16 protein-coding genes are annotated in these 18,043 nt (G+C 67.2%); 9 read left to right on the top strand and 7 right to left on the bottom strand.

Going from position 1 to position 18,043, the window contains the following annotated elements; all coding sequences use genetic code 11:
- Positions 1-4 precede the first annotated feature (4 nt).
- From kduD to AC1DDA_RS14605, 5 genes are all read right to left on the bottom strand, one after another.
- Positions 5-775 carry a 2-dehydro-3-deoxy-D-gluconate 5-dehydrogenase KduD gene (kduD, locus tag AC1DDA_RS14625; protein ID WP_476796284.1) on the bottom strand — a complete coding sequence of 257 codons (771 nt, stop codon included), beginning with the start codon at positions 773-775 and terminating at the stop codon, positions 5-7.
- The gene (gene kduI / locus AC1DDA_RS14620) at positions 775-1,611 is read right to left on the bottom strand and encodes a 5-dehydro-4-deoxy-D-glucuronate isomerase (RefSeq protein ID WP_476796283.1); all 837 of its coding nucleotides are present in this window, start codon (positions 1,609-1,611) and stop codon (positions 775-777) included. Before kduI ends, kduD begins: the two co-directional genes overlap by 1 nt.
- A gap of 10 nt (positions 1,612-1,621) precedes the next feature.
- On the bottom strand, positions 1,622-2,902 hold the full coding sequence (locus AC1DDA_RS14615) for a TRAP transporter large permease (RefSeq protein ID WP_441509504.1): 1,281 nt from the start codon (positions 2,900-2,902) through the stop codon (positions 1,622-1,624).
- A 3-nt stretch (positions 2,903-2,905) separates the two neighbouring features.
- On the bottom strand, positions 2,906-3,439 hold the full coding sequence (locus AC1DDA_RS14610; protein WP_476796282.1) for a TRAP transporter small permease: 534 nt from the start codon (positions 3,437-3,439) through the stop codon (positions 2,906-2,908).
- Between the two features lie 185 nt (positions 3,440-3,624).
- Positions 3,625-4,611, bottom strand: coding sequence for a TRAP transporter substrate-binding protein (locus AC1DDA_RS14605; RefSeq protein ID WP_476796281.1), 987 nt, complete (start codon positions 4,609-4,611; stop codon positions 3,625-3,627).
- Between the two features lie 160 nt (positions 4,612-4,771).
- Here AC1DDA_RS14605 and AC1DDA_RS14600 point away from each other — a divergent pair, with 160 nt between their 5' ends.
- The 9 genes from AC1DDA_RS14600 to AC1DDA_RS14560 all read left to right on the top strand — a co-directional run bounded on the left by AC1DDA_RS14600 (position 4,772) and on the right by AC1DDA_RS14560 (position 16,240).
- The gene (locus AC1DDA_RS14600) at positions 4,772-5,461 is read left to right on the top strand and encodes a GntR family transcriptional regulator (RefSeq protein ID WP_476796280.1); all 690 of its coding nucleotides are present in this window, start codon (positions 4,772-4,774) and stop codon (positions 5,459-5,461) included.
- Between the two features lie 163 nt (positions 5,462-5,624).
- Positions 5,625-6,629: an HlyD family secretion protein gene (locus AC1DDA_RS14595; protein ID WP_476796279.1), complete on the top strand. Its 1,005-nt coding sequence runs from the start codon at positions 5,625-5,627 to the stop codon at positions 6,627-6,629.
- Complete coding sequence (rbbA, locus tag AC1DDA_RS14590; protein ID WP_476796278.1) at positions 6,626-9,358, top strand: ribosome-associated ATPase/putative transporter RbbA; 2,733 nt, start codon at positions 6,626-6,628, stop codon at positions 9,356-9,358. The genes AC1DDA_RS14595 and rbbA overlap by 4 nt, the downstream gene beginning before the upstream one ends.
- 1 nt (position 9,359) lies before the next feature.
- On the top strand, positions 9,360-10,493 hold the full coding sequence (locus AC1DDA_RS14585) for an ABC transporter permease (RefSeq protein ID WP_476796277.1): 1,134 nt from the start codon (positions 9,360-9,362) through the stop codon (positions 10,491-10,493).
- Between the two features lie 36 nt (positions 10,494-10,529).
- Positions 10,530-12,422, top strand: a complete 1,893-nt coding sequence (locus AC1DDA_RS14580) for a heavy metal translocating P-type ATPase (protein ID WP_476796276.1) — start codon at positions 10,530-10,532, stop codon at positions 12,420-12,422.
- A gap of 83 nt (positions 12,423-12,505) precedes the next feature.
- Positions 12,506-13,627, top strand: a complete 1,122-nt coding sequence (locus AC1DDA_RS14575; protein ID WP_476796275.1) for an alpha/beta fold hydrolase — start codon at positions 12,506-12,508, stop codon at positions 13,625-13,627.
- Positions 13,628-13,636: 9 nt separating this feature from the next.
- On the top strand, positions 13,637-14,584 hold the full coding sequence (locus AC1DDA_RS14570; RefSeq protein ID WP_476796274.1) for a bifunctional enoyl-CoA hydratase/phosphate acetyltransferase: 948 nt from the start codon (positions 13,637-13,639) through the stop codon (positions 14,582-14,584).
- Complete coding sequence (locus AC1DDA_RS14565) at positions 14,581-15,687, top strand: acetate/propionate family kinase (protein WP_476796273.1); 1,107 nt, start codon at positions 14,581-14,583, stop codon at positions 15,685-15,687. Before AC1DDA_RS14570 ends, AC1DDA_RS14565 begins: the two co-directional genes overlap by 4 nt.
- A 22-nt stretch (positions 15,688-15,709) precedes the next feature.
- Positions 15,710-16,240: a protein-tyrosine phosphatase family protein gene (locus AC1DDA_RS14560; protein ID WP_476796272.1), complete on the top strand. Its 531-nt coding sequence runs from the start codon at positions 15,710-15,712 to the stop codon at positions 16,238-16,240.
- A gap of 37 nt (positions 16,241-16,277) precedes the next feature.
- Here AC1DDA_RS14560 and AC1DDA_RS14555 read toward each other — a convergent pair whose 3' ends face one another.
- Together AC1DDA_RS14555 and AC1DDA_RS14550 are read right to left on the bottom strand one after the other, a co-directional pair.
- Entirely contained in the window at positions 16,278-17,063 is a 786-nt protein-coding gene (locus AC1DDA_RS14555) for an ABC transporter ATP-binding protein (RefSeq protein ID WP_476796271.1), read from the bottom strand.
- Positions 17,060-18,040: a FecCD family ABC transporter permease gene (locus AC1DDA_RS14550; protein WP_476796537.1), complete on the bottom strand. Its 981-nt coding sequence runs from the start codon at positions 18,038-18,040 to the stop codon at positions 17,060-17,062. The genes AC1DDA_RS14555 and AC1DDA_RS14550 overlap by 4 nt, the downstream gene beginning before the upstream one ends.
- Positions 18,041-18,043: the final 3 nt, after the last annotated feature.

Raw genomic sequence — 18,043 nt, 5'->3', positions numbered from 1 at the left:
TCCCTCAGCGCGCGAGCCAGCCGCCGTCGACGGGCAGTACGACGCCGTGGATGTAAGCCGCCGCGTCCGAGGCGAGGAACACGGCGGCGCCGCCGAGTTCCTGCGGCTCGCCCCAATGCCCGGCCGGGATCCGAGCGAGAATGGCCGTGTTGCGCTCGGGGTCGGCGCGCAGGGCCTGCGTGTTGTTGGTCGCGAAATAGCCGGGCGCGATCGCGTTGACGTTGATGCCTTTGCCCGCCCATTCGCAGGCGAGCAGCCGCGTGAGGCCAGCAAGGCCGCTCTTCGACGCCGTATAGGAGGGGATGCGGATGCCGCCCTGGAAGGACAGCAGCGAGGCGATGTTGATGACCTTGCCGCCCTTGCCGTCGGCGAGCATGCGCTTGGCCACGCCCTGCGTCAGGAAGAAGGTCGACTTCAGGTTCACGTCCATCACCGCGTCCCAATCGGCCTCGGTGAAGTCGATGGCGTCGGCGCGGCGGATGATGCCGGCATTGTTGACGAGGATGTCGAGCCGCGAGCCGTCGGCCTTCGCTGCCGCCTCGGCCTCTTCCACGATCCGCGGGATCGGCTCCAGCGTCGCGAGATCGGCGGCGATCTCATGGAAGGGCTTGCCGGTCTCGGCGACCAGCGCCTTCGTTTCGGCCATGCTCGATCGTCCGACCGCGACGATGCCGGCACCGGCCTGGGCGAGCGCGACCGCGATCGCCTGGCCGAGGCCCGTATTGGCCCCGGTGACGATCGCGGTCCGGCCGCCCAAGTCAAAGGCCGAGCGCATCAGCGCAGGTCTCCGGTCGCAACCATGTCCATGTCGGTATAGTCGACATTGTCGCCACCCATGCCCCAGATGAAGGAATAGGCCTTCGTCCCCACGCCGGAATGGATCGACCAGCCGGGCGAGAGGATCGCCTGCTCGTTGGCGATGACGAGGTGGCGGGTCTCCTGCGGCTCGCCCATCAGGTGGAAGACGCGGGCGTCGGCCGGAACGTCGAAATAGAGATAGATCTCGCAGCGCCGGTCATGGACATGCGCCGGCATGGTGTTCCAGATGCTGCCTTCGTCGAGGGTGGTGACGCCCATCACGAGCTGACAGGTGTCGCAGATTCCGGGGATGATGTACTGGCGGATGACGCGCTTGTTGGCGGTCGCCTGCTCGCCGAGCGCGATGGTCTTGGCATCGGCCTCCCTGATCACCTTGGTCGGATGCGCGGCATGGGCCGGCGTCGAGAGCAGGTAGAACTTCGCCGGGTTGCCGGCATCGTCGCTGGCGAATGAGACCTCGCCGGCTTCCTTGCCGACATAGAGCGCGTCGCGCTTGGCCAGAGCGTAGTCCTTGCCGCCGACCGCGACCTTGCCGGGGCCGCCGACATTGACGATGCCGAGTTCGCGCCGCCTGAGAAAGGCGTCGGTACCGACCGCCTTCGGCGTCGGCAGCACGATCGCCTTCCCGGCCGGCATGGCGCCGCCGACGATGACACGGTCGAGATGGCTATAGGTCAGCTTGACCTCACCGGGGGCGAACAGCGTCTCGATCAGGAAGTGGCGCCGCAGCTCCGCCGTGTCGAAGCCCTTGACGGCCTCGGGGTGCGAAACCTGGCGGATGTCGATGGTCATGATCAGTCCTTCAGTGGAACAGGCGCGGCAGCCAGAGCGACAGGCCGGGCACATAGGTGACGAGCAGGAGCACGGCGATGCTGGCGCCGTAGAAGGGCCAGATCGTGCGCATGGACTCGCCGATGGAGATGCGGCCGATGGCGCAGGCGACGAACTGCACCGAGCCGACCGGCGGCGTGTTGAGGCCTATGCCGGCGTTGAGGATCAGGATCACGCCGAAATGCACGGGGTCGACGCCGAAGGCCTTCACCACCGGCAGGAATATCGGCGTGCAGATGATGATCATCGGCGCCATGTCCATGAAGGTGCCGAGCACCAGCAGGATCAGGTTGATCATCAGCAGGATGGTGATGGGATTGTCGGATACCGCCTTCATCGCCGCGATCGTCGCCCGCGGCACCTCGAGGAAGGCCATCAGCCAGCCGAAGGCGCCGGCGGTGCCGATCACCAGCAGCACCATCGCCGTAGTCCGCACCGCGCCCAGCGTCGCCTCGACGAAGGCCGTCCAGGTGAGTTGCCGGTAGACGAAGATGGTCACGAGGATGGCGTAGACGACGGCGACGCAGGAGGATTCCGTCGCGGTGAAGACGCCGGAGCGGACGCCGCCGAAGATGATGCCGATCAGCAGGATGCCGGGCAGCGCCAGCACGACATAGCGCCCGACCGTCGCGAAGCCCGGGAAGGGCTCGCGCGGATAGCCGCGCTTCACCGCGACCGCCCAGGCAGCGACCATCAGCGCGGCGCAGAGCAGCAGGCCCGGCACGACGCCGGCGGTGAACAGGTCCGCGATCGAGAGATTGCCGCCGGCCGAGAGCGAATAGATGATCATGTTGTGCGAGGGCGGGATCAGCAGCGCGATGATCGCCGCGTTCGCGGTGACGTTGACGGCATAGTCGGCGTCATAGCCGCGCTTCTTCATCTGCGGGATCATCAGCCCGCCGACCGCCGAGGCGTCGGCCACGGCCGAGCCGGAGATGCCGCCGAAGAGCGTGCAGGTGACGACATTGACCTGGCCGAGGCCGCCGCGCAGATGGCCGACGAGGCTCGCCGCCATCTGGATCAGCCGCTCGGCGATGCCGCCGCGGATCATCAGGTCGCCGGCATAGATGAAGAATGGGATCGCCATCATCGCGAAGGCGTTCATGCCGGAATTCATCTGCTGGAAGACGACGACGGGCGGCAGGCCCATAAAGGCGACGGTCGCGACGGAGGCGATGCCGAGGCAAAAGGCCACGGGGACGCCGATCAGCAGGAGCAGCGAGAAGACGCCGAAGAGAATCCAGAGTTCCATGGCTCAGGCCTCCTGGCTTTCGCCGAAATGGACGAAGCCGAGCGGAGCCTGTTCTTCGCCGGTGATGAAGAGCAGGAGCTTTTCCAGCGCGAACAGGGCGATCAGCGCGCCGCCTGCGGCGATCGGCACATAGTCCCAGCCGCGGGAGATGCCGATGATCGGCATCCGGTCGGCCCAGGTCCCGGCCGCGAGCTGCCAGCCATAGCCGAGCATGGCGAGACCGAAAGCGCAGACAAGGCCTTCGCCGATGACGATCAGCGCGGCGCGCAAGGGCGGCGGCGACATCACCAGTCCGACTTCGAAGCCGAGATGGTCGCTCTCGCGCACGCCGACGGCGGCGCCGAGCAGGATGAACCACGACATCAGGAAGAGCGATCCGGCCTCGACCCAGATCGGCGTGTCGTTGAGGACATAGCGGCCGAACACGCCCCAGGCGACCATCACGGTCATCAGGACGAGACCGGCACCGGCGGTGATCAGCGCGAACAGGCTGAACTTGGCGTCGAGGCGTGTCAAAAAGGCGGTGAACGCGCGCATGGGATGTCCGTGGATGCGGGTTTCTCATCCTGAGCCCTCATCCTGAGGAGCCGCGAAGCGGCGTCTCGAAGGATGGTTCCAGCGATCTCTGGATCATCCTTCGAGACGCGCTCTCCGATCGCTCCTCAGGATGAGGGCTTTGGAAAGCGGAGCGGCCGTTTCGAGCCGCCCCGCTTGAACGAGGCTCAGTTCACCGCCTGGATGGCGGCGACCATGTCCTTGAGCTTCGGGTCGGTGACGAACTTGTCGTAGACCGGCTTCATCGCATCGATGAAGGGCTTCTTGTCGACCTGGTTGATCTGGGCGCCGCCGGCCTTGACCTTGGCTTCGGACGCCTTCTCGCGCGCGTCCCAGAGTTCGCGCATCTTCAGGACCGACTCCTTCGCCGCGGCCTTTATGATCGCCTGATCGGCTGCGTTGAACTTGTCGAAGCTCTTTTTCGACATCACCAGAGCTTCCGGCGAGAGCGAGTGCTCGGTCACCGAGTAAAACTTCGAGACCTCGAAATGGCGGGTCGATTCATAGGACGGCCAATTGTTCTCGGCGCCGTCGATCACGCCGGTCTGTAGCGCGGAATAGACTTCGCCGAAGGGCATCGGCGTGGCGTTGGCGCCGAGCGCCGAGACCAGCGCGACGAACATGTCGGACTGCTGGACGCGGATTTTCATGCCCTTCATATCGGCCGGGCTGTTGATCGGGCGCTTGGAGTTATAGAAGGAGCGCGAACCGGAATCGTAGAGCGCGAGGCCGATGAGGTCGTGCTTCTCGAATTCCTTCAGCAGGTTGTCGCCGATCGGCCCGTCCATGGCCTTCCGCATGTGGTCGACGGAGCGGAAGATGAAGGGCAGGGATGGGATGTTGGTCGCCGGGATCAGGTTGTTGAACGGCGCCATGTTGATGCGGTTGATGTCGATGACGCCGAAGCGGGTCTGGTCGATCGTGTCCTTCTCCTGGCCGAGCTGGGCGGAGTGGAAGACGTTGATCTTGACGCGGCCCTGGGTGCGCTCCTCGAGCAGCTTGCCCATGTAGCGGACCGCTTCGACGGTCGGGTAGTCGGTCGGATGGATGTCTGCCGAGCGCAGCGTCACGCTCTGGGCGAGGGCGGAGGTCGCCGCAACGGCCGAGATGGCCAGCGCGGCGGTATAGGCAAGGAAACTGCGGCGTGCGGTCATGGTGCGTTCTCCCCTGGGTTCGAACGCCTCGCCGTTTCCCGGCTTGTTGGGTGGCGCGTCGAACGTAAGCTTTCTGTCCACGAGCCGAGCTTGGCCGCGACAGTCATTGTATGGTAGTATGTAATTGTATGGTACGCAACAGGCCCTGGAGGTTTTTGGCTTGAGCCTTTCGCTGGCGTCACCCGCCGCTTTTCCGGGCGCTTCGGCGGCCGGCCGTGTCGAAGCCGAACTGCGCCGGGCGATCATCGCGCTCGATCTGCCGCCCGGCACGCGTCTCTCGGAGCAGGAGATCGCGCTGCGATACGGCGTATCCCGCCAGCCGGTGCGCGAGGCGCTGATCGCGCTCGCCAAGACGCGGCTCGTCGACGTGCAGCCGCAGCGCGGCACGGTCGTGGTCAAGTTCTCCGTCCGCAAGATGATGGAGGCGCGCTTCGTGCGCGAGGCGGTGGAGGTCGCGATCGTCCGGCAGGCCTGCCTGTCCTTCTCCGCGCAAAGCCGGCAGCGCATCGCCGATCTCCTGGAGATGCAGGACAAGGCCGCGTCGCGGAACGACCATGCCGCCTTCCAGCGCTATGACGAGCTTTTCCATGTCGAGCTGACGGAAGGCGTCGGCATGCCGCTCGCCTGGGAGGCGATCCGGGATATCAAGGCGCATATGGACAGGGTCTGCCAGCTCACCCTGCCGGGGCCCGGCGCGATGCTGCCGCTGGTCGAGCAGCATCGGGGCATCGTGGCGGCGATCGATGCAGGCGACCCCGCGGCGGCTGAAGCCGCGATGCGCCATCATCTCACCGAGATCCTGCGCGCCCTCCCGAAGACCGAGGCTGCGCATCCGGACCTCTTTGAATAGCCGGCTGAGCGTCAAGTCGCGGGCAGGATCAGCGGCATCTGGCCGCGCTTTGGTGCGCAATTGAAAGCGGGGTGATGCGAGTATGGGCCTCGCGGACAGCTTCGTGCATGCTATGAAGGCTGCAGAGCTGAACGTTCCAAGCCTGCTCCGTTGGAGACGCTCCATGCGATTTTGTCGAGTAGCCGCCGCAGTTGCCTTCACTGTGCTTCTGCTATCGCCGCCTTCCGCGCAGGCGCAGTCGCGACTGAAGGCGCTGATCGAAAGATTGCGCGGCGATACGATGCCGGAAGGGATCGTCAAGACCAACGGGCGCATCGAGGCGACGCAGGTCGATGTCGCCTCGAAATATGCCGGCCGCCTGGCGGAGGTCACGGTCAAGGAAGGTGACGAGGTCACGGCCGGCCAGGTGATCGCCCGGATCGCCTCGCCGGAATACGAGGCGCAGCTGCGGGCCGCGCAGGCGCAGGTGCTGCGGGCACGCCAGGCGCTCGCCGAGGCCGAAGCCCTGATCGCCCAGCGCAAGAGCGATCAGATCCTTGCCAGGACCGATGCCGATCGCGGCAAGGAGCTGGTCGAGAAGGGCTATCTCAGCAAGCAGATCTTCGACCAGCGTTCGGCCAAGGCCGATGCCACCGACGCGGCCCTGCGAGCCGCCCAGGCGCAGCGCGACCAGGCTCAGTTCGCGATCCACGCGTCCGAGGCCGATGCCGAGCAGATCAGAGCGATCCTGGTCGATCTCGTGCTCCTCGCGCCGCGGAGCGGGCGCGTGCAGTACCAGCTGGCCCGGACCGGCGAGGTGGTCTCGGCCGGCACGCGCGTCATCACCATCCTCGACCTGTCGGATGTCTACATGACGATCTACCTGCCGGCGGCGCAGGCCGGTCAGCTCGCCCTGGGCGACGAGGCCCGCATCATTCTCGATCCCGTGCCGCAATACGTCATCCCGGCGACGGTCAGCTTCGTCGCGGCCGACGCCCAGTTCACGCCGAAGGCCGTCGAGACTGCCGAGGAGCGCGAGAAGCTGGTCTTCCGCGCTAAACTTCAGGTCGACAAGGATCTGCTCGCCAAATACCACCGGCAGGTGAAGACCGGCGTGCGCGGCCTCGGCTTCGTTCGCACCTCTCCCTCCGCGAAATGGCCCGACTCGCTCGCTGTGAAGCTGCCATGACGGAGGCCGGGCCTGCCGCCAGCCTCGCGGGCGTCACGCACCGCTACGGCAAGGTGATCGCCCTCGATGCGCTGACGCTCGATATCCCCGCTGGCCGCATGATCGGCGTGATCGGGCCGGACGGCGTGGGCAAGTCGACCCTGCTGGCACTCGTCGCCGGCGTGCGGGCGATCCAGCAGGGCAGCGTGCACGCGCTCGGCGGCGATCTCGGCGTCAAGGCCGAACGCGAGGCGCGGCGCGGGCGCATCGCCTATATGCCGCAGGGTTTGGGCCGGAATCTCTATCCGACGCTGTCCGTCTTCGAGAATATCGACTTCCATGCGCGGCTCTTCGGGCAGGACGCGGCCGAGCGCCGCCAGCGCATCGATGAACTGCTCACGGCGACGGGGCTGGATCCCTTCGAGGGCCGCCCTGCCGCCAAGCTCTCCGGCGGCATGAAGCAGAAGCTCAGCCTCTGCTGCGCGCTGATCCACGATCCCGACCTGCTCGTCCTGGACGAGCCGACGACCGGCGTCGATCCGCTCTCGCGCGGCCAGTTCTGGGATCTGATCGATACGATCCGCGCCCGCCGGCCCAGCATGAGCGTCATCGTCGCCACCGCCTATATGGAGGAGGCCGAACGCTTCGACTGGCTCGTGGCGATGGATGACGGCAAGGCGATCGCCACCGGAACGCCCGCAGAGCTGCGCCACAATGCCGGGCAGTCGACGCTGGAAGCTGCCTTCGTTGCTCTGCTGCCTGAAGCCAAGCGCGCGCAGCACCGCGAGGTCGTGCTCCGGCCGCGGGTCGCGAGCGATGACGCGACCCCTGCGATCGAGGCCGAGGGGCTGACGCGCCGCTTCGGCGATTTCGTCGCCGTCGACCACGTCAACTTCCGCATCGGCCGCGGCGAGATCTTCGGCTTCCTCGGCTCGAACGGCTGCGGCAAGTCGACGACGATGAAGATGCTGACCGGCCTGTTGCCGGCGACTGAGGGGACCGCGAAGCTGTTCGGCCAGCCGCTCGCCGCCGACGACATGGAGACGCGGCGCAATGTCGGCTACATGTCGCAGGCCTTCTCGCTCTACAGCGAGCTCACAGTCCGGCAGAACCTCGTGCTCCACGCCGAGCTCTACCATCTGCCCCCCGCCGAGATACCCGGCCGCATCGCCGAGCTCCTGACCCGCTTCGACCTCGAGACCGTCGCCGATGAGCGGCCCGACAGCCTGCCGCTCGGCATCCGCCAGCGCCTCCAGCTCGCTGTCGCCGTCCTGCACCGCCCGGCGATGCTGATCCTCGACGAGCCGACCTCGGGCGTCGACCCGATCGCGCGCGACGCATTCTGGCGCACGTTGATCGATCTCTCGCGCGACGACGGCGTCACCATCTTCCTTTCGACCCATTTCATGAACGAGGCGGAGCGCTGCGACCGCATTTCCTTCATGCATGCCGGCAAGGTTCTGGCGGTCGGCACGCCGGAAGAGCTGGTGCAGAAACGCGGCGTCGACACGCTGGAAGAGGCCTTCATCGTCTATCTCAAAGAGGCGGCCGGCATCGAGGACGTCCCGGTGGAAGCTACGGCCATCCCGGCCGCCGCCGCGCAGCCCGCGCCGCCAGCCCTCCGCTTCGATCCACGGCGGCTCTGGGCCTGCACCCGCCGCGAAACCATGGAATTGCTGCGCGATCCGATCCGGCTGAGCTTCGCCTTTCTCGGGCCGGTACTGCTGATGCTGGCCTTCGGCTTCGGCATTTCCTTAGATGTCGAGAACCTGAAATTCGCGGCCTATGATCAGGACAACTCGATGGAGAGCCGGCAACTGGTCGAGGCCTTCTCCAGCTCGCGCTACTTTAGCGAGCAGCCGCCGATCCGCTCCGCAGCCGAGCTGGACCAGCGCCTGAGAAGCGGCGAGCTGCAGCTCGCGATCGAGATCCCGCCCTCCTTCGGCCGCGACCTGATGGCCGGTCGGACGCCTGAGCTCTCGGTCTGGCTCGACGGCGCCATGCCGTTCCGGGCCGAGACGACGCGCGGCTACGTCACCGGGCTGGCGACGCAATACGCGCAGGGCTTCATGGCTTCCCAGGCAGCGTCGAGCCATGTGCCGTCGTCCGTCACGATCGAGACCCGCTTCCGCTACAATCAGGATTTCAAGAGCGCCAATGCGATGGTGCCGAGCGTGATCATGCTGATGCTGATCCTCATTCCGGCGATCATGTCGGCGATCGGCGTTGTCCGCGAGAAGGAAACCGGCTCGATCGCCAATTTCCGCTCGACCCCGATCAGCCAATTCGAATTCCTGTTCGGCAAGCAGTTGCCCTACATCGCCATCGCGATGATGAGCTTCGCGATGCTGGTCCTGATCGCGCTGTTCGTCTTCCAGGTCCCGATCAAGGGCTCCGCCTGGCTGCTGGTGCTGGCGACGCTGCTCTATGTCTCGGCGGCGACCGGTTTCGGCCAGCTCATCTCCAGTTTCACCCGCACACAGGTCTCCGCGGTCTTCGCGACCGCGATCCTGTCGATCATCCCCGCGGTCAATTTTTCCGGCCTGATGGTGCCGGTCGCCTCGCTCTCGGGCGGTGGCCGCATCATCGGTATGAGCTTTCCTCCGGCCTGGTATCAGCCGGTCAGTGTCGGCGTCTTCACCAAGGGGCTGGGCGCGGCCCAGCTCTGGCCAAATCTCGTGATGCTGGCCTTCTTCTTCCTGCTCTTCCTCGTCGTAGCCCAACTCGCCTTGCGCAAGCAGGAGGTCTGAGATGGCCGCGCTCGTCATCCACCTTCAGAACATCCTGCGCCTGGTCGTGAAGGAGCTGCGCAGCCTGCGGGCCGATCCGATCATGCTCGTGCTCGTGGTCTACACCTTCACTATCGCCGTCTACTCGGTCGCAACCGGGGGGAAGCTCGAGGCGCGCGACCTCACCATTGGCATCGTCGACGAGGACCAGTCGGAGTTCTCGCGCACGCTGCTCGGCGCCTTCAACCCCCCGCTCTTCAAGGTCTCGAAGCGCATCGCCGCCAACGAGATCGATGCCGAGATGAATTCCGGCCGGCTCGTTTTCGTGCTCGAGATTCCGCCCAGGTTCCAGGCCGACCTGCAGGCGGGGCGAGCCGCGACGCTGCAGCTCAACATTGATGCCACTGCGATGAGTCAGGCCGGCAATGGCGCGGTCTATATCCAGCAGATCATCGCGCAGGAGATCGCGAACCGGCAGGCCGGGCGCGAGACGACGACCACGCTGCCGATCAATCTCGTGGTGCGGGCGCGCTTCAACCCCAATCTCGATTCCGGCTGGTTCAGCTCGGTGATGCAGGTGCTCAACAACGTCACGCTGCTGACCATCATCCTGACCGGTGCGGCACTGATTCGCGAGCGCGAACAGGGAACGGTCGAGCATCTCCTGGTAATGCCGGTTACGCCGGTCGAGATCATGCTTGCCAAGATGGTGGCGAACGCCCTGGTCATCCTGGTCGCGGCGGTCGCCTCGCTCGTCTTCATCGTCGAAGGGGCGCTCGGTGTGCCGATCGCCGGCTCGCTCCTGCTCTTTGTGCTGGGGACGGCGATATATGCCTTTTCCGTCGCGGCGCTCGGTATCCTGCTCGGCACGCTGGCGACGACGATGGGACAGTTCGGCCTTCTCGCAATCCCGGTCTTCGTGGTCACGCAGCTCCTGTCCGGCGCGACGACCCCGATGGAGAGCATGCCGGTCTGGCTGCAATGGATCATGCGGATCTTCAGCCCGACGCCGCATTTCGTCTCCTTCTCGCAAGGCGTGCTCTATCGCGGCGCGGGGTTCGACGTGGTCTGGCCGGAGATTGCCAAGATCGTTGCGATCGGCGCGGCCTATTTCGCCTTCGCGCTCGCCCGGTTCCGCAAGGTGATTTTCGCTTGAGGCGCACCGGGCAGAGGCGGAACGGGAGCAGCGTCGATGCGTGAGATGGTCGTCCATCTGAGCCTGTTCGCCATCGCCTTGGCCGGTGCCATCGCTGGATTGATCGTAGGCAGTGTCGGCAGCGCATGGTCGCCGGACCTGATCTGGACGGCGGCCACCATCCCCGTGGCGGTTGCGCTGGCGGTCTCGATGCTCCGCGACATGCTGGCCGGGCGGCTCGGCGTGGATGCGATCGCGCTCGTCGCGATGATCGCGTCGATCGCGATGGGCGAGCCGCTTGCCGGAGCGGTCGTCGCCATGATGTATTCCGGCGGCAACCTGCTCGAGGATTATGCGCGCGGAAAGGCGGAGCGCGAACTCAGGTCGCTGCGCGACCGGACACCGCGCATCGCCCACCGGCAGGACGCGGACGGGCTCGTCGATATCGCTGCGGAGGAGGTGGCGGTTGGCGACGAGCTGCTGGTGCGGGCGGGCGAGATGCTGCCGGTGGATGGCGAGCTTCTCGATGCCGAGGCCCGGCTCGACGAATCCGCGGTCACCGGCGAGCCGCTGCCCGAGGCGAAAGCGAAGGGCGAGGCGCTGCGCAGTGGCACAGTCAACGCCGGCGAGGCGTTCCGCTACCGCGCTTCGGCGCCGGCGCGTGAGAGCACCTATGCCGGTATCGTCCGCATGGTCGAGGCGGCGCAGACAGCGAAGGCCCCCTTCATCCGCATGGCCGATCGCTTCGCGCTGCTGCTGCTGCCGGCGACCCTGGTCGTCGCCGGCCTCGCCTGGTGGCTGTCGGGCGATCCGATCCGCGCCCTCGCCGTGCTCGTCGTCGCCACGCCCTGCCCGCTGATCCTCGCGGCGCCGGTCGCCTTCATCGGCGGCGTCTCGCGCGCTGCCCGTGCCGGCATCCTGATGAAGGGCAGCTCGGCCATCGAGGCGCTCGGGCAAGTCCGCACGGCGATCTTCGACAAGACGGGTACACTGACCGAGGGCGGAGCTCGGCTGGTGGCGCTGGAGGCGGCGCCAGATGTCGAAGCGGCCGAGATCCTTCGTCTCGTCGCCTCGCTCGAACAGGCCTCGCATCATGTGCTCGCCGAGACCCTGGTCGCGCTGGCGCGCCAGAAGGCGCTGCCCCTGTCGCAGCCAACCGAGGTGCGGGAATATCGGGGCTCGGGCCTCGAAGGCGTCGTGAACGGCAGGCATGTCCGCGCCGGCTCGCGCAATCTCGTCCTGGGAGACGAGCCGCTCCCGAGTTGGGCGCGGACGGCACAGGCGGGCCTCGACGGGGCCGCCGCGCTTGCCGTCTTCGTCGCCATAGACGGGCAATTCGTCGGCTTTCTCGCCATGGCGGATGCGGTGCGGCCCGACGCGCGCGAGACGCTGGATCGGCTGCATGGTGCCGGGGTCGATCGCATCCTGATGGTCACGGGCGACGATGCCGGCACGGCGGCGGAGGTTGCCGCCCACCTCGCTATCGACGACGTCAAGGCCGAGTGCAGCCCCGCCCAAAAGGTTGCTGCCATCGCCGCGGAGAAGGCTCGCCGGCCGACGATGATGGTCGGGGATGGCTTGAACGATGCGCCGGCGCTAGCGGCTGCGGATGTCGGCGTGGCGATGGGCGCCCGGGGTGCGACGGCCTCCTCCGAAGCGGCCGACGTGGTGATCCTCGTCGACCGGATCGACCGGGTCGCGGAAGCGGTCGTGATCGCGCAGCGGACGCGGGCGATCGCGCAGCAAAGCATCGTCGTCGGCCTCGGCCTGTCCGGGATCGCCATGGTCTTCGCCGCCTTCGGTTACATTCCGCCGGTCGTCGGCGCGTTCCTGCAGCAGGGCATCGACATCGCCGTCATCCTCAACGCCCTGCGCACGCTGGTGGGCCCTATGGCGCGGCGCCCGACTGCGGAGGCCGCTCCGGCGCCGCGAATCGCGGAAGGGCTTTGACCTGTCGCAAGGCTGTCGCGGTTGCCTCGGCAAGATCGGCTGCCTACCTTCCGAATGTGATCGAGAAAACGGATGTTTCGACCATGGCAAGCAGCCCGAACGCGACAATGCCAYCTCACCAGCCGGCGAGCGGTTCCGACGAGCTCAGCCTGCCCTGGTTCTGGCCTGTCGACGCCGCCTTGCGCCTGACGGAGCGCAATCTCGATTTTCTCTCCGAAGCAGTGAAGATCACCCGGCCGCCGCCGCCGGGCTGGGCGACGCCACACACCGTCCGCCTCGACCTGCCGACGATGTCCTTGCGCGAATTCGGGAAGGCCGGCTCGGATGGTATTCCCGTTCTGGTCGACGCGCCCTATGCCGGGCACAGCGCGACCATCGCCGACTACGATAAGGGGCAGAGCCTCGTCGAGACGCTGCTCGCGAACGGCCTCGAACACGTCCTCGTCACCGACTGGAAGCCGGCGACGCAGGAGATGCGCTATTTCAGCATCGACACCTATCTGGCCGAGCTCAACGCCGCGATCGACGATCTCGGCGGCGTCGTGCATCTGGTCGGCCTCTGCCAGGGCGGCTGGCTGAGCGCGATGCTGGCCTCCCGCTTCCCGCACAAGGTCAAGTCGCTGGTGCTGGCCGGCGCGCCGATCGACGCCGATGCCGGCGACGGGCCGATCAAGCGCATGGCGAAGACCATGCCGCTGAAGAGCTATCGCGCCATGGTCCGGACGGGGCGGGGCCTGATGCCGGGGCGCTTCATGCTGGCGGGCTGGAAGAACATGCATCCCGACGAGCACTACGTCGACAAGTACGTCCGGCTCTACCAGAACATCGCCGACAAGAACTATCTCGACCGGACCGAGACCTTCGCGGCCTGGTACGAGAACCCGCTCGACCTGCCCGGCGTCTACTACCTCCAGGCCATCGAGCAGATCTTCAAGGACAACCGCTTCGCCAAGGGCGAGTTCGTCGGGCTGGGCCGGCGCCTGAGCCTGAAGGACGTGACCTGTCCGGTCTATCTCCTGGCTGGCGCCGGGGACGACATCACCACCCACGAGCAGGTTTTCGCGGCGGAGGACCTCGTCGGCACGCCGAAGAAGAAGATCGAGAAGAAGCTGGTGCCCGGCGGCCATATCGGCCTGTTCATGGGCCGCAAGACGCTTGGCGAAACCTGGCCCGGAATCGCCCGCTGGATCGCCGCGCAGAGCTAGAGAGGTGCCATGACGACGCTAACCTCCACCGAATATTTCCGCCTCGCGCTAGGCCGTTGCGAGGATCTCCCGGCGGTGCGGACCGGGGTGGTGCATCCCGTCAAGGCCAATGTGATCGCGGCGGTGGCCGACGCGGTGGCCGAGCAGCTCATCGATCCCGTGCTGATCGGCCCGGCCGCGCGCATCCATGCCGCCGCGCAGGAGGCCGGCATCGACATCTCGCCTTGGCAGGTCATCGACACCGAGCACAGCCATCAGGCGGCGGCGAAGGCGGTATCGCTGGCCGCCGCCGGCGAGCTCGAGGCTCTGATGAAGGGTTCGCTGCACACCGACGAACTGCTGGGCGCGGTCGTGCACGCCGATTCCGGCCTGCGGACCGAGCGGCGAATCTCCCATGCCTTCGTGATGCACATCGAGAGCTATCCCAAGCCCTTCATCATCACCGACGCCGCGGTCAACATCTCGCCCGATCTCGCCGCCAAGGCGGACATCGTCCAGAACGCCGTCAATCTCTGGCATGTCGCGCTGAACGGCATCGACGAGTTGCCGAAGGTCGCGGTGCTGGCGGCCGTCGAGACCGTGAACCCGCGCATGACAGCGACGCTCGATGCTGCCGCGCTTTCGAAGATGGCTGATCGAGGCCAGATCACCGACGCCATCGTCGACGGGCCGCTCGCCTTCGATAACGCCATCAGCGCGGAAGCGGCGAAGGAGAAGGGCATCGTCTCGGCCGTTGCCGGCCATGCCGACATCCTGCTCGTGCCCGAGATCGAGGCCGGCAACATGCTGGCCAAACAGCTCACCTTCCTCGGCGGCGCCGATGCGGCCGGGATCGTGCTTGGCGCGCGTGTCCCGATCATCCTGACGAGCCGGGCCGACAATCTGCGGGCGCGCCTACTCTCCTGCGTCCTGGCGGTTCTTCTGGCTGATGCGCGGCGCACGGGGCGGCTCAAGTGATCGATACCATCCTCGTCCTCAACGCCGGCTCATCCAGCCTGAAATTTCAGGTTTTCCGCAGCGACGACCTTAGCGTGCTCGCGCGCGGCAAGGCGGTGCGTCTCGGCGAGCCGGAGCCGGCCATGGATGCAGGCCTCGCGGACGGCCCGCGCGAGCGCATCGCGCTGCCGCAGGCCTGCGACCACGATACGGCGCTCTCCGCCGTCCTCGCCTTCGTCGACCGCCATGACGATGGCTGGCGGATGCAGGCGGTCGCCCACCGCATCGCCCATGGCGGCGAGCGCTATGTCGATCCGGTCGTGGTCACGCCCGAGATCTTTGCCGCGCTGGAGGCGCTCTCGCCGCTGGCGCCACTGCATCAGCCGCACAACCTCGCCGCAGTCGCCGCCGCCTGGCGCCTGATGGGCGACGTGCCCAATATCGCCTGCTTCGACACGGCCTTCCATGCCCGGCACGATGCGCTGACCCACAACTTCGCGCTCGAACAGGGACTGCGCGACAAGGGCATCCGCCGCTACGGCTTCCACGGTCTCTCCTATCAATGGCTGGAGATGGTGCTGGCCGAGCGGCATCCCGACCTCCATGCCGGCCGCGTCGTTGCTGCCCATCTCGGCAATGGCGCGAGCCTCTGCGCTATCCGCGATGGCCGCAGCATCGACACGACCATGGGCATGACGGCGCTCGACGGGCTGCCGATGGGTACGCGCTGCGGCGCGCTCGACGCCGGAGCGGTGCTTTACATGTTCCAGAGCCTGGGCATGAATGCGGAGGAGGTTTCGAACGCGCTCTATGAGCGCTCCGGCCTGCTCGGCCTCTCCGGCCTCTCCAACGACGTCGAGACACTGCTGAACAGCGACGATCCCCGCGCGCGCTTCGCCCTCGATTATTTCACGCTGAAGGTCGCGCAGTTCAGCGCGGCGATGGCGGCGGCGATGGGCGGCATCGATGGCCTGGTCTTCACCGGCGGCATCGGCGAACATGCCGCGCCGGTCCGTAGCGCGATCCTCGATCGCCTCACCTTCCTCGGCGATTTCAAGGTTCTGGTGATCCCGGCTAATGAGGAGAAGGTCATGGCTGTTCAGGCGAAGGCGCTGCTCGCCTGAGCGATAAGCAGGGGAGGCTGCGATGATCAGCACCCGAACGGGTTTCATGCGACGCGTCGACCTGCCGGCGGCGATCGCCGGTGGCCTCTGGCTCGGGCCGATGCCGGGCAGGCTGCGGCCGCTGGGGGACGATCTGGCCGATCTGGCCCGGCAAGGCATCGCCCGCATCATCTGCCTGACGCCCTTCGAGGAGATCGAGCTGAAGGCGCCGGACTACGCCGCGCGGCAGTCCGACCTCGGCATCCCCGTCACATGCTTCCCGATCGGCGATTTCGGCGTTCCCGATGATGGCGGCGGCCTGAAGGCTCTCGCCGAACAGGCTGCTCGCGATCTCGAAGCGGGCAGGCAGCTGTTTGTTCACTGCGCCGCCGGCATCGGCCGGACCGGCATGGTCGCGACCTGTATCCTGGTTGCGCTCGGCCTGAGTGGTGCCGACGCGGTCGCAGCCATCGCCGCCGCCGGCTCGGGGCCGGAGACGGAGATCCAGAAGCAGCTGGTCGCGCGCTATGCCGAAGAGGCTGTGCATCCCGGAGGCAAGACCTCCGGCTCGTGAGCGGGGTGCAAGACCTGTGGCATATTGGTGCCGGCCGTCACGCGCCCGCTTCGCCGCGCTCCAGATCGACCAGATACTCGATATGGCGGCGTCCGGTGGTGCCCGGCCGGATCGCCACGGCGACACCGAAGACTTCGCGGATCGTCTCCTCCGTCAGCACAGATTCCGGAGCGCCCGCAACCAGCAGGCGCCCGTGATGCAGCAGCGCGATCTCGTCGCAGAACAGCGCGGCGAGGTTGAGATCGTGCAGCGCGACGATGCAGGTGATGCCGAGCCGCCGGATCAGCGTCAGAATCGAGAGCTGGTGCTGGATGTCGAGATGGTTGGTCGGCTCGTCGAGGATCAGCTCGCTCGGCTCCTGCGCCAGCGCCCGGGCGATGTGGACACGCTGGCGCTCCCCGCCCGATAGCGTGTGCCAGAGCTGCTCGTGCCTCTCGGCGAGCCCGACGCGGGCGAGCGCCTCGTTGACGGCGGCCTCGTCCGCAGCGGCCCAGGAGGCGAGCGCGGCGCGATGCGGCGTGCGGCCGAGCCGCACCACGTCGCAGACCGAGAGCTGGATCTCGGTCGTGGCCTGCTGTTCGACGAAGGCGAGCCGGCGCGCCAATTCGCGGCGCGGCACGGCGGCGATGTCGCGCGCATCGAGCGTCACGACGCCGCTCGCCACGTTGCGCAATCGGCAGAGCAGCCGGAGTAGGCTCGATTTGCCCGAGCCGTTGGGGCCGATCAGGCCGAGGATGCGGCCGGGAGCGGCATGAAGCGTCACGCCGTCGACGATCATCCGTCCGGCGGCGCCCCAGCGCACATCTTGGGTTGCGAGCGTCATGCCGGCTTCCGGGCGCGGTAGAGGATCAGCGCGAAGGCCGGTGCCCCGAACAGCGCGGTGACCACGCCGATCGGCAGGACCTGCTGCGGCACCAGCACGCGCGAGAGGATATCGGCGAGGATCATGAAGATGGCGCCGATGACGAGACTGGCCGGCAGCAGCCGGGCATGGCCCGAGCCGACGAGGAAGCGCGCGGCATGGGGGATGACGAGGCCGACGAAGCCGATCGTGCCGACGATGCTGACCATCGCGGCGGTCATCACGGCGGTCGTCGCGAACAGGACGATCCGCACACGCATCACCGCCACGCCCAGCGAAGCCGCGGCGTCGGCGCCGAAGGCGAAGGCGTCGAGCGCCTTGGCGTGCAGCATGCAGACGCCGAAGCCGATCAGCGCGACCGGGGTCGCGATCCACAGATCAGGCCAGCGCACCCCGCCGAAATTGCCGAGCAGCCAGAACATCACGCCGCGCGCCTGCTCGGCGCTGGCGAGGGTCGTCACGATGGTTGCGGTCGCGGCGTTGAAAAGCTGCGAGGCGGCAACGCCGGCCAGGATGACGCGGTCGCTCGCGCCGCCGGCCCCCGCCGCGAGCAGCGCGACGACGGCAAGCGCCGCGCAGGCGCCGATGAAGGCCCCGGTCGACAGGCTGACCGCCATGCCGCCGATGCCGACCCCGAGGATCAGCACCGCGACGGCGCCGGTGGAGGCGCCGGCCGAGATGCCGAGGATATAGGGCTCGGCCAGCGGGTTGCGCAGCAGGGCCTGCAGGATCACGCCCGACAGCGCCAGCGCCCCGCCGCATAGCCCCGCCATCAGCGCCCGGCTCAGGCGGTAGTCGAAGATGACGCCCTGCTGGATCGCGCCGACCGGCAGGCCGAGATCGAACAACCCGTTGCCGAGCGCCTTGAGTGCGACATCGAACGGGATCGCCATCTCGCCGATTGTCACCGCCAGCGCCACCGAGACGGTGAGCGCCATCAG

The sequence above is a fragment of the Allobosea sp. 10N428 genome (assembly GCF_056394545.1).
The sequence above is the reverse complement of the archived record's forward strand: the minus strand, read 5'-3'. Positions and strand labels throughout refer to the sequence as shown.

What these genes read in the sequence shown, in the direction of transcription:
- AC1DDA_RS14580 (WP_476796276.1), top strand. Translation starts at nt 10,530, where the DNA reads ATGCGTGAGATGGTCGTCCATCTGAGCCTGTTCGCCATCGCCTTGGCC.
- AC1DDA_RS14605 (WP_476796281.1), bottom strand. Translation starts at nt 4,611, where the DNA reads ATGACCGCACGCCGCAGTTTCCTTGCCTATACCGCCGCGCTGGCCATC.
- rbbA (WP_476796278.1), top strand. Translation starts at nt 6,626, where the DNA reads ATGACGGAGGCCGGGCCTGCCGCCAGCCTCGCGGGCGTCACGCACCGC.
- AC1DDA_RS14610 (WP_476796282.1), bottom strand. Translation starts at nt 3,439, where the DNA reads ATGCGCGCGTTCACCGCCTTTTTGACACGCCTCGACGCCAAGTTCAGC.
- AC1DDA_RS14555 (WP_476796271.1), bottom strand. Translation starts at nt 17,063, where the DNA reads ATGACGCTCGCAACCCAAGATGTGCGCTGGGGCGCCGCCGGACGGATG.
- AC1DDA_RS14570 (WP_476796274.1), top strand. Translation starts at nt 13,637, where the DNA reads ATGACGACGCTAACCTCCACCGAATATTTCCGCCTCGCGCTAGGCCGT.
- kduD (WP_476796284.1), bottom strand. Translation starts at nt 775, where the DNA reads ATGCGCTCGGCCTTTGACTTGGGCGGCCGGACCGCGATCGTCACCGGG.
- AC1DDA_RS14595 (WP_476796279.1), top strand. Translation starts at nt 5,625, where the DNA reads ATGCGATTTTGTCGAGTAGCCGCCGCAGTTGCCTTCACTGTGCTTCTG.
- AC1DDA_RS14550 (WP_476796537.1), bottom strand. Translation starts at nt 18,040, where the DNA reads ATGGCGCTCACCGTCTCGGTGGCGCTGGCGGTGACAATCGGCGAGATG.
- AC1DDA_RS14560 (WP_476796272.1), top strand. Translation starts at nt 15,710, where the DNA reads ATGATCAGCACCCGAACGGGTTTCATGCGACGCGTCGACCTGCCGGCG.
- AC1DDA_RS14585 (WP_476796277.1), top strand. Translation starts at nt 9,360, where the DNA reads ATGGCCGCGCTCGTCATCCACCTTCAGAACATCCTGCGCCTGGTCGTG.
- AC1DDA_RS14615 (WP_441509504.1), bottom strand. Translation starts at nt 2,902, where the DNA reads ATGGAACTCTGGATTCTCTTCGGCGTCTTCTCGCTGCTCCTGCTGATC.
- kduI (WP_476796283.1), bottom strand. Translation starts at nt 1,611, where the DNA reads ATGACCATCGACATCCGCCAGGTTTCGCACCCCGAGGCCGTCAAGGGC.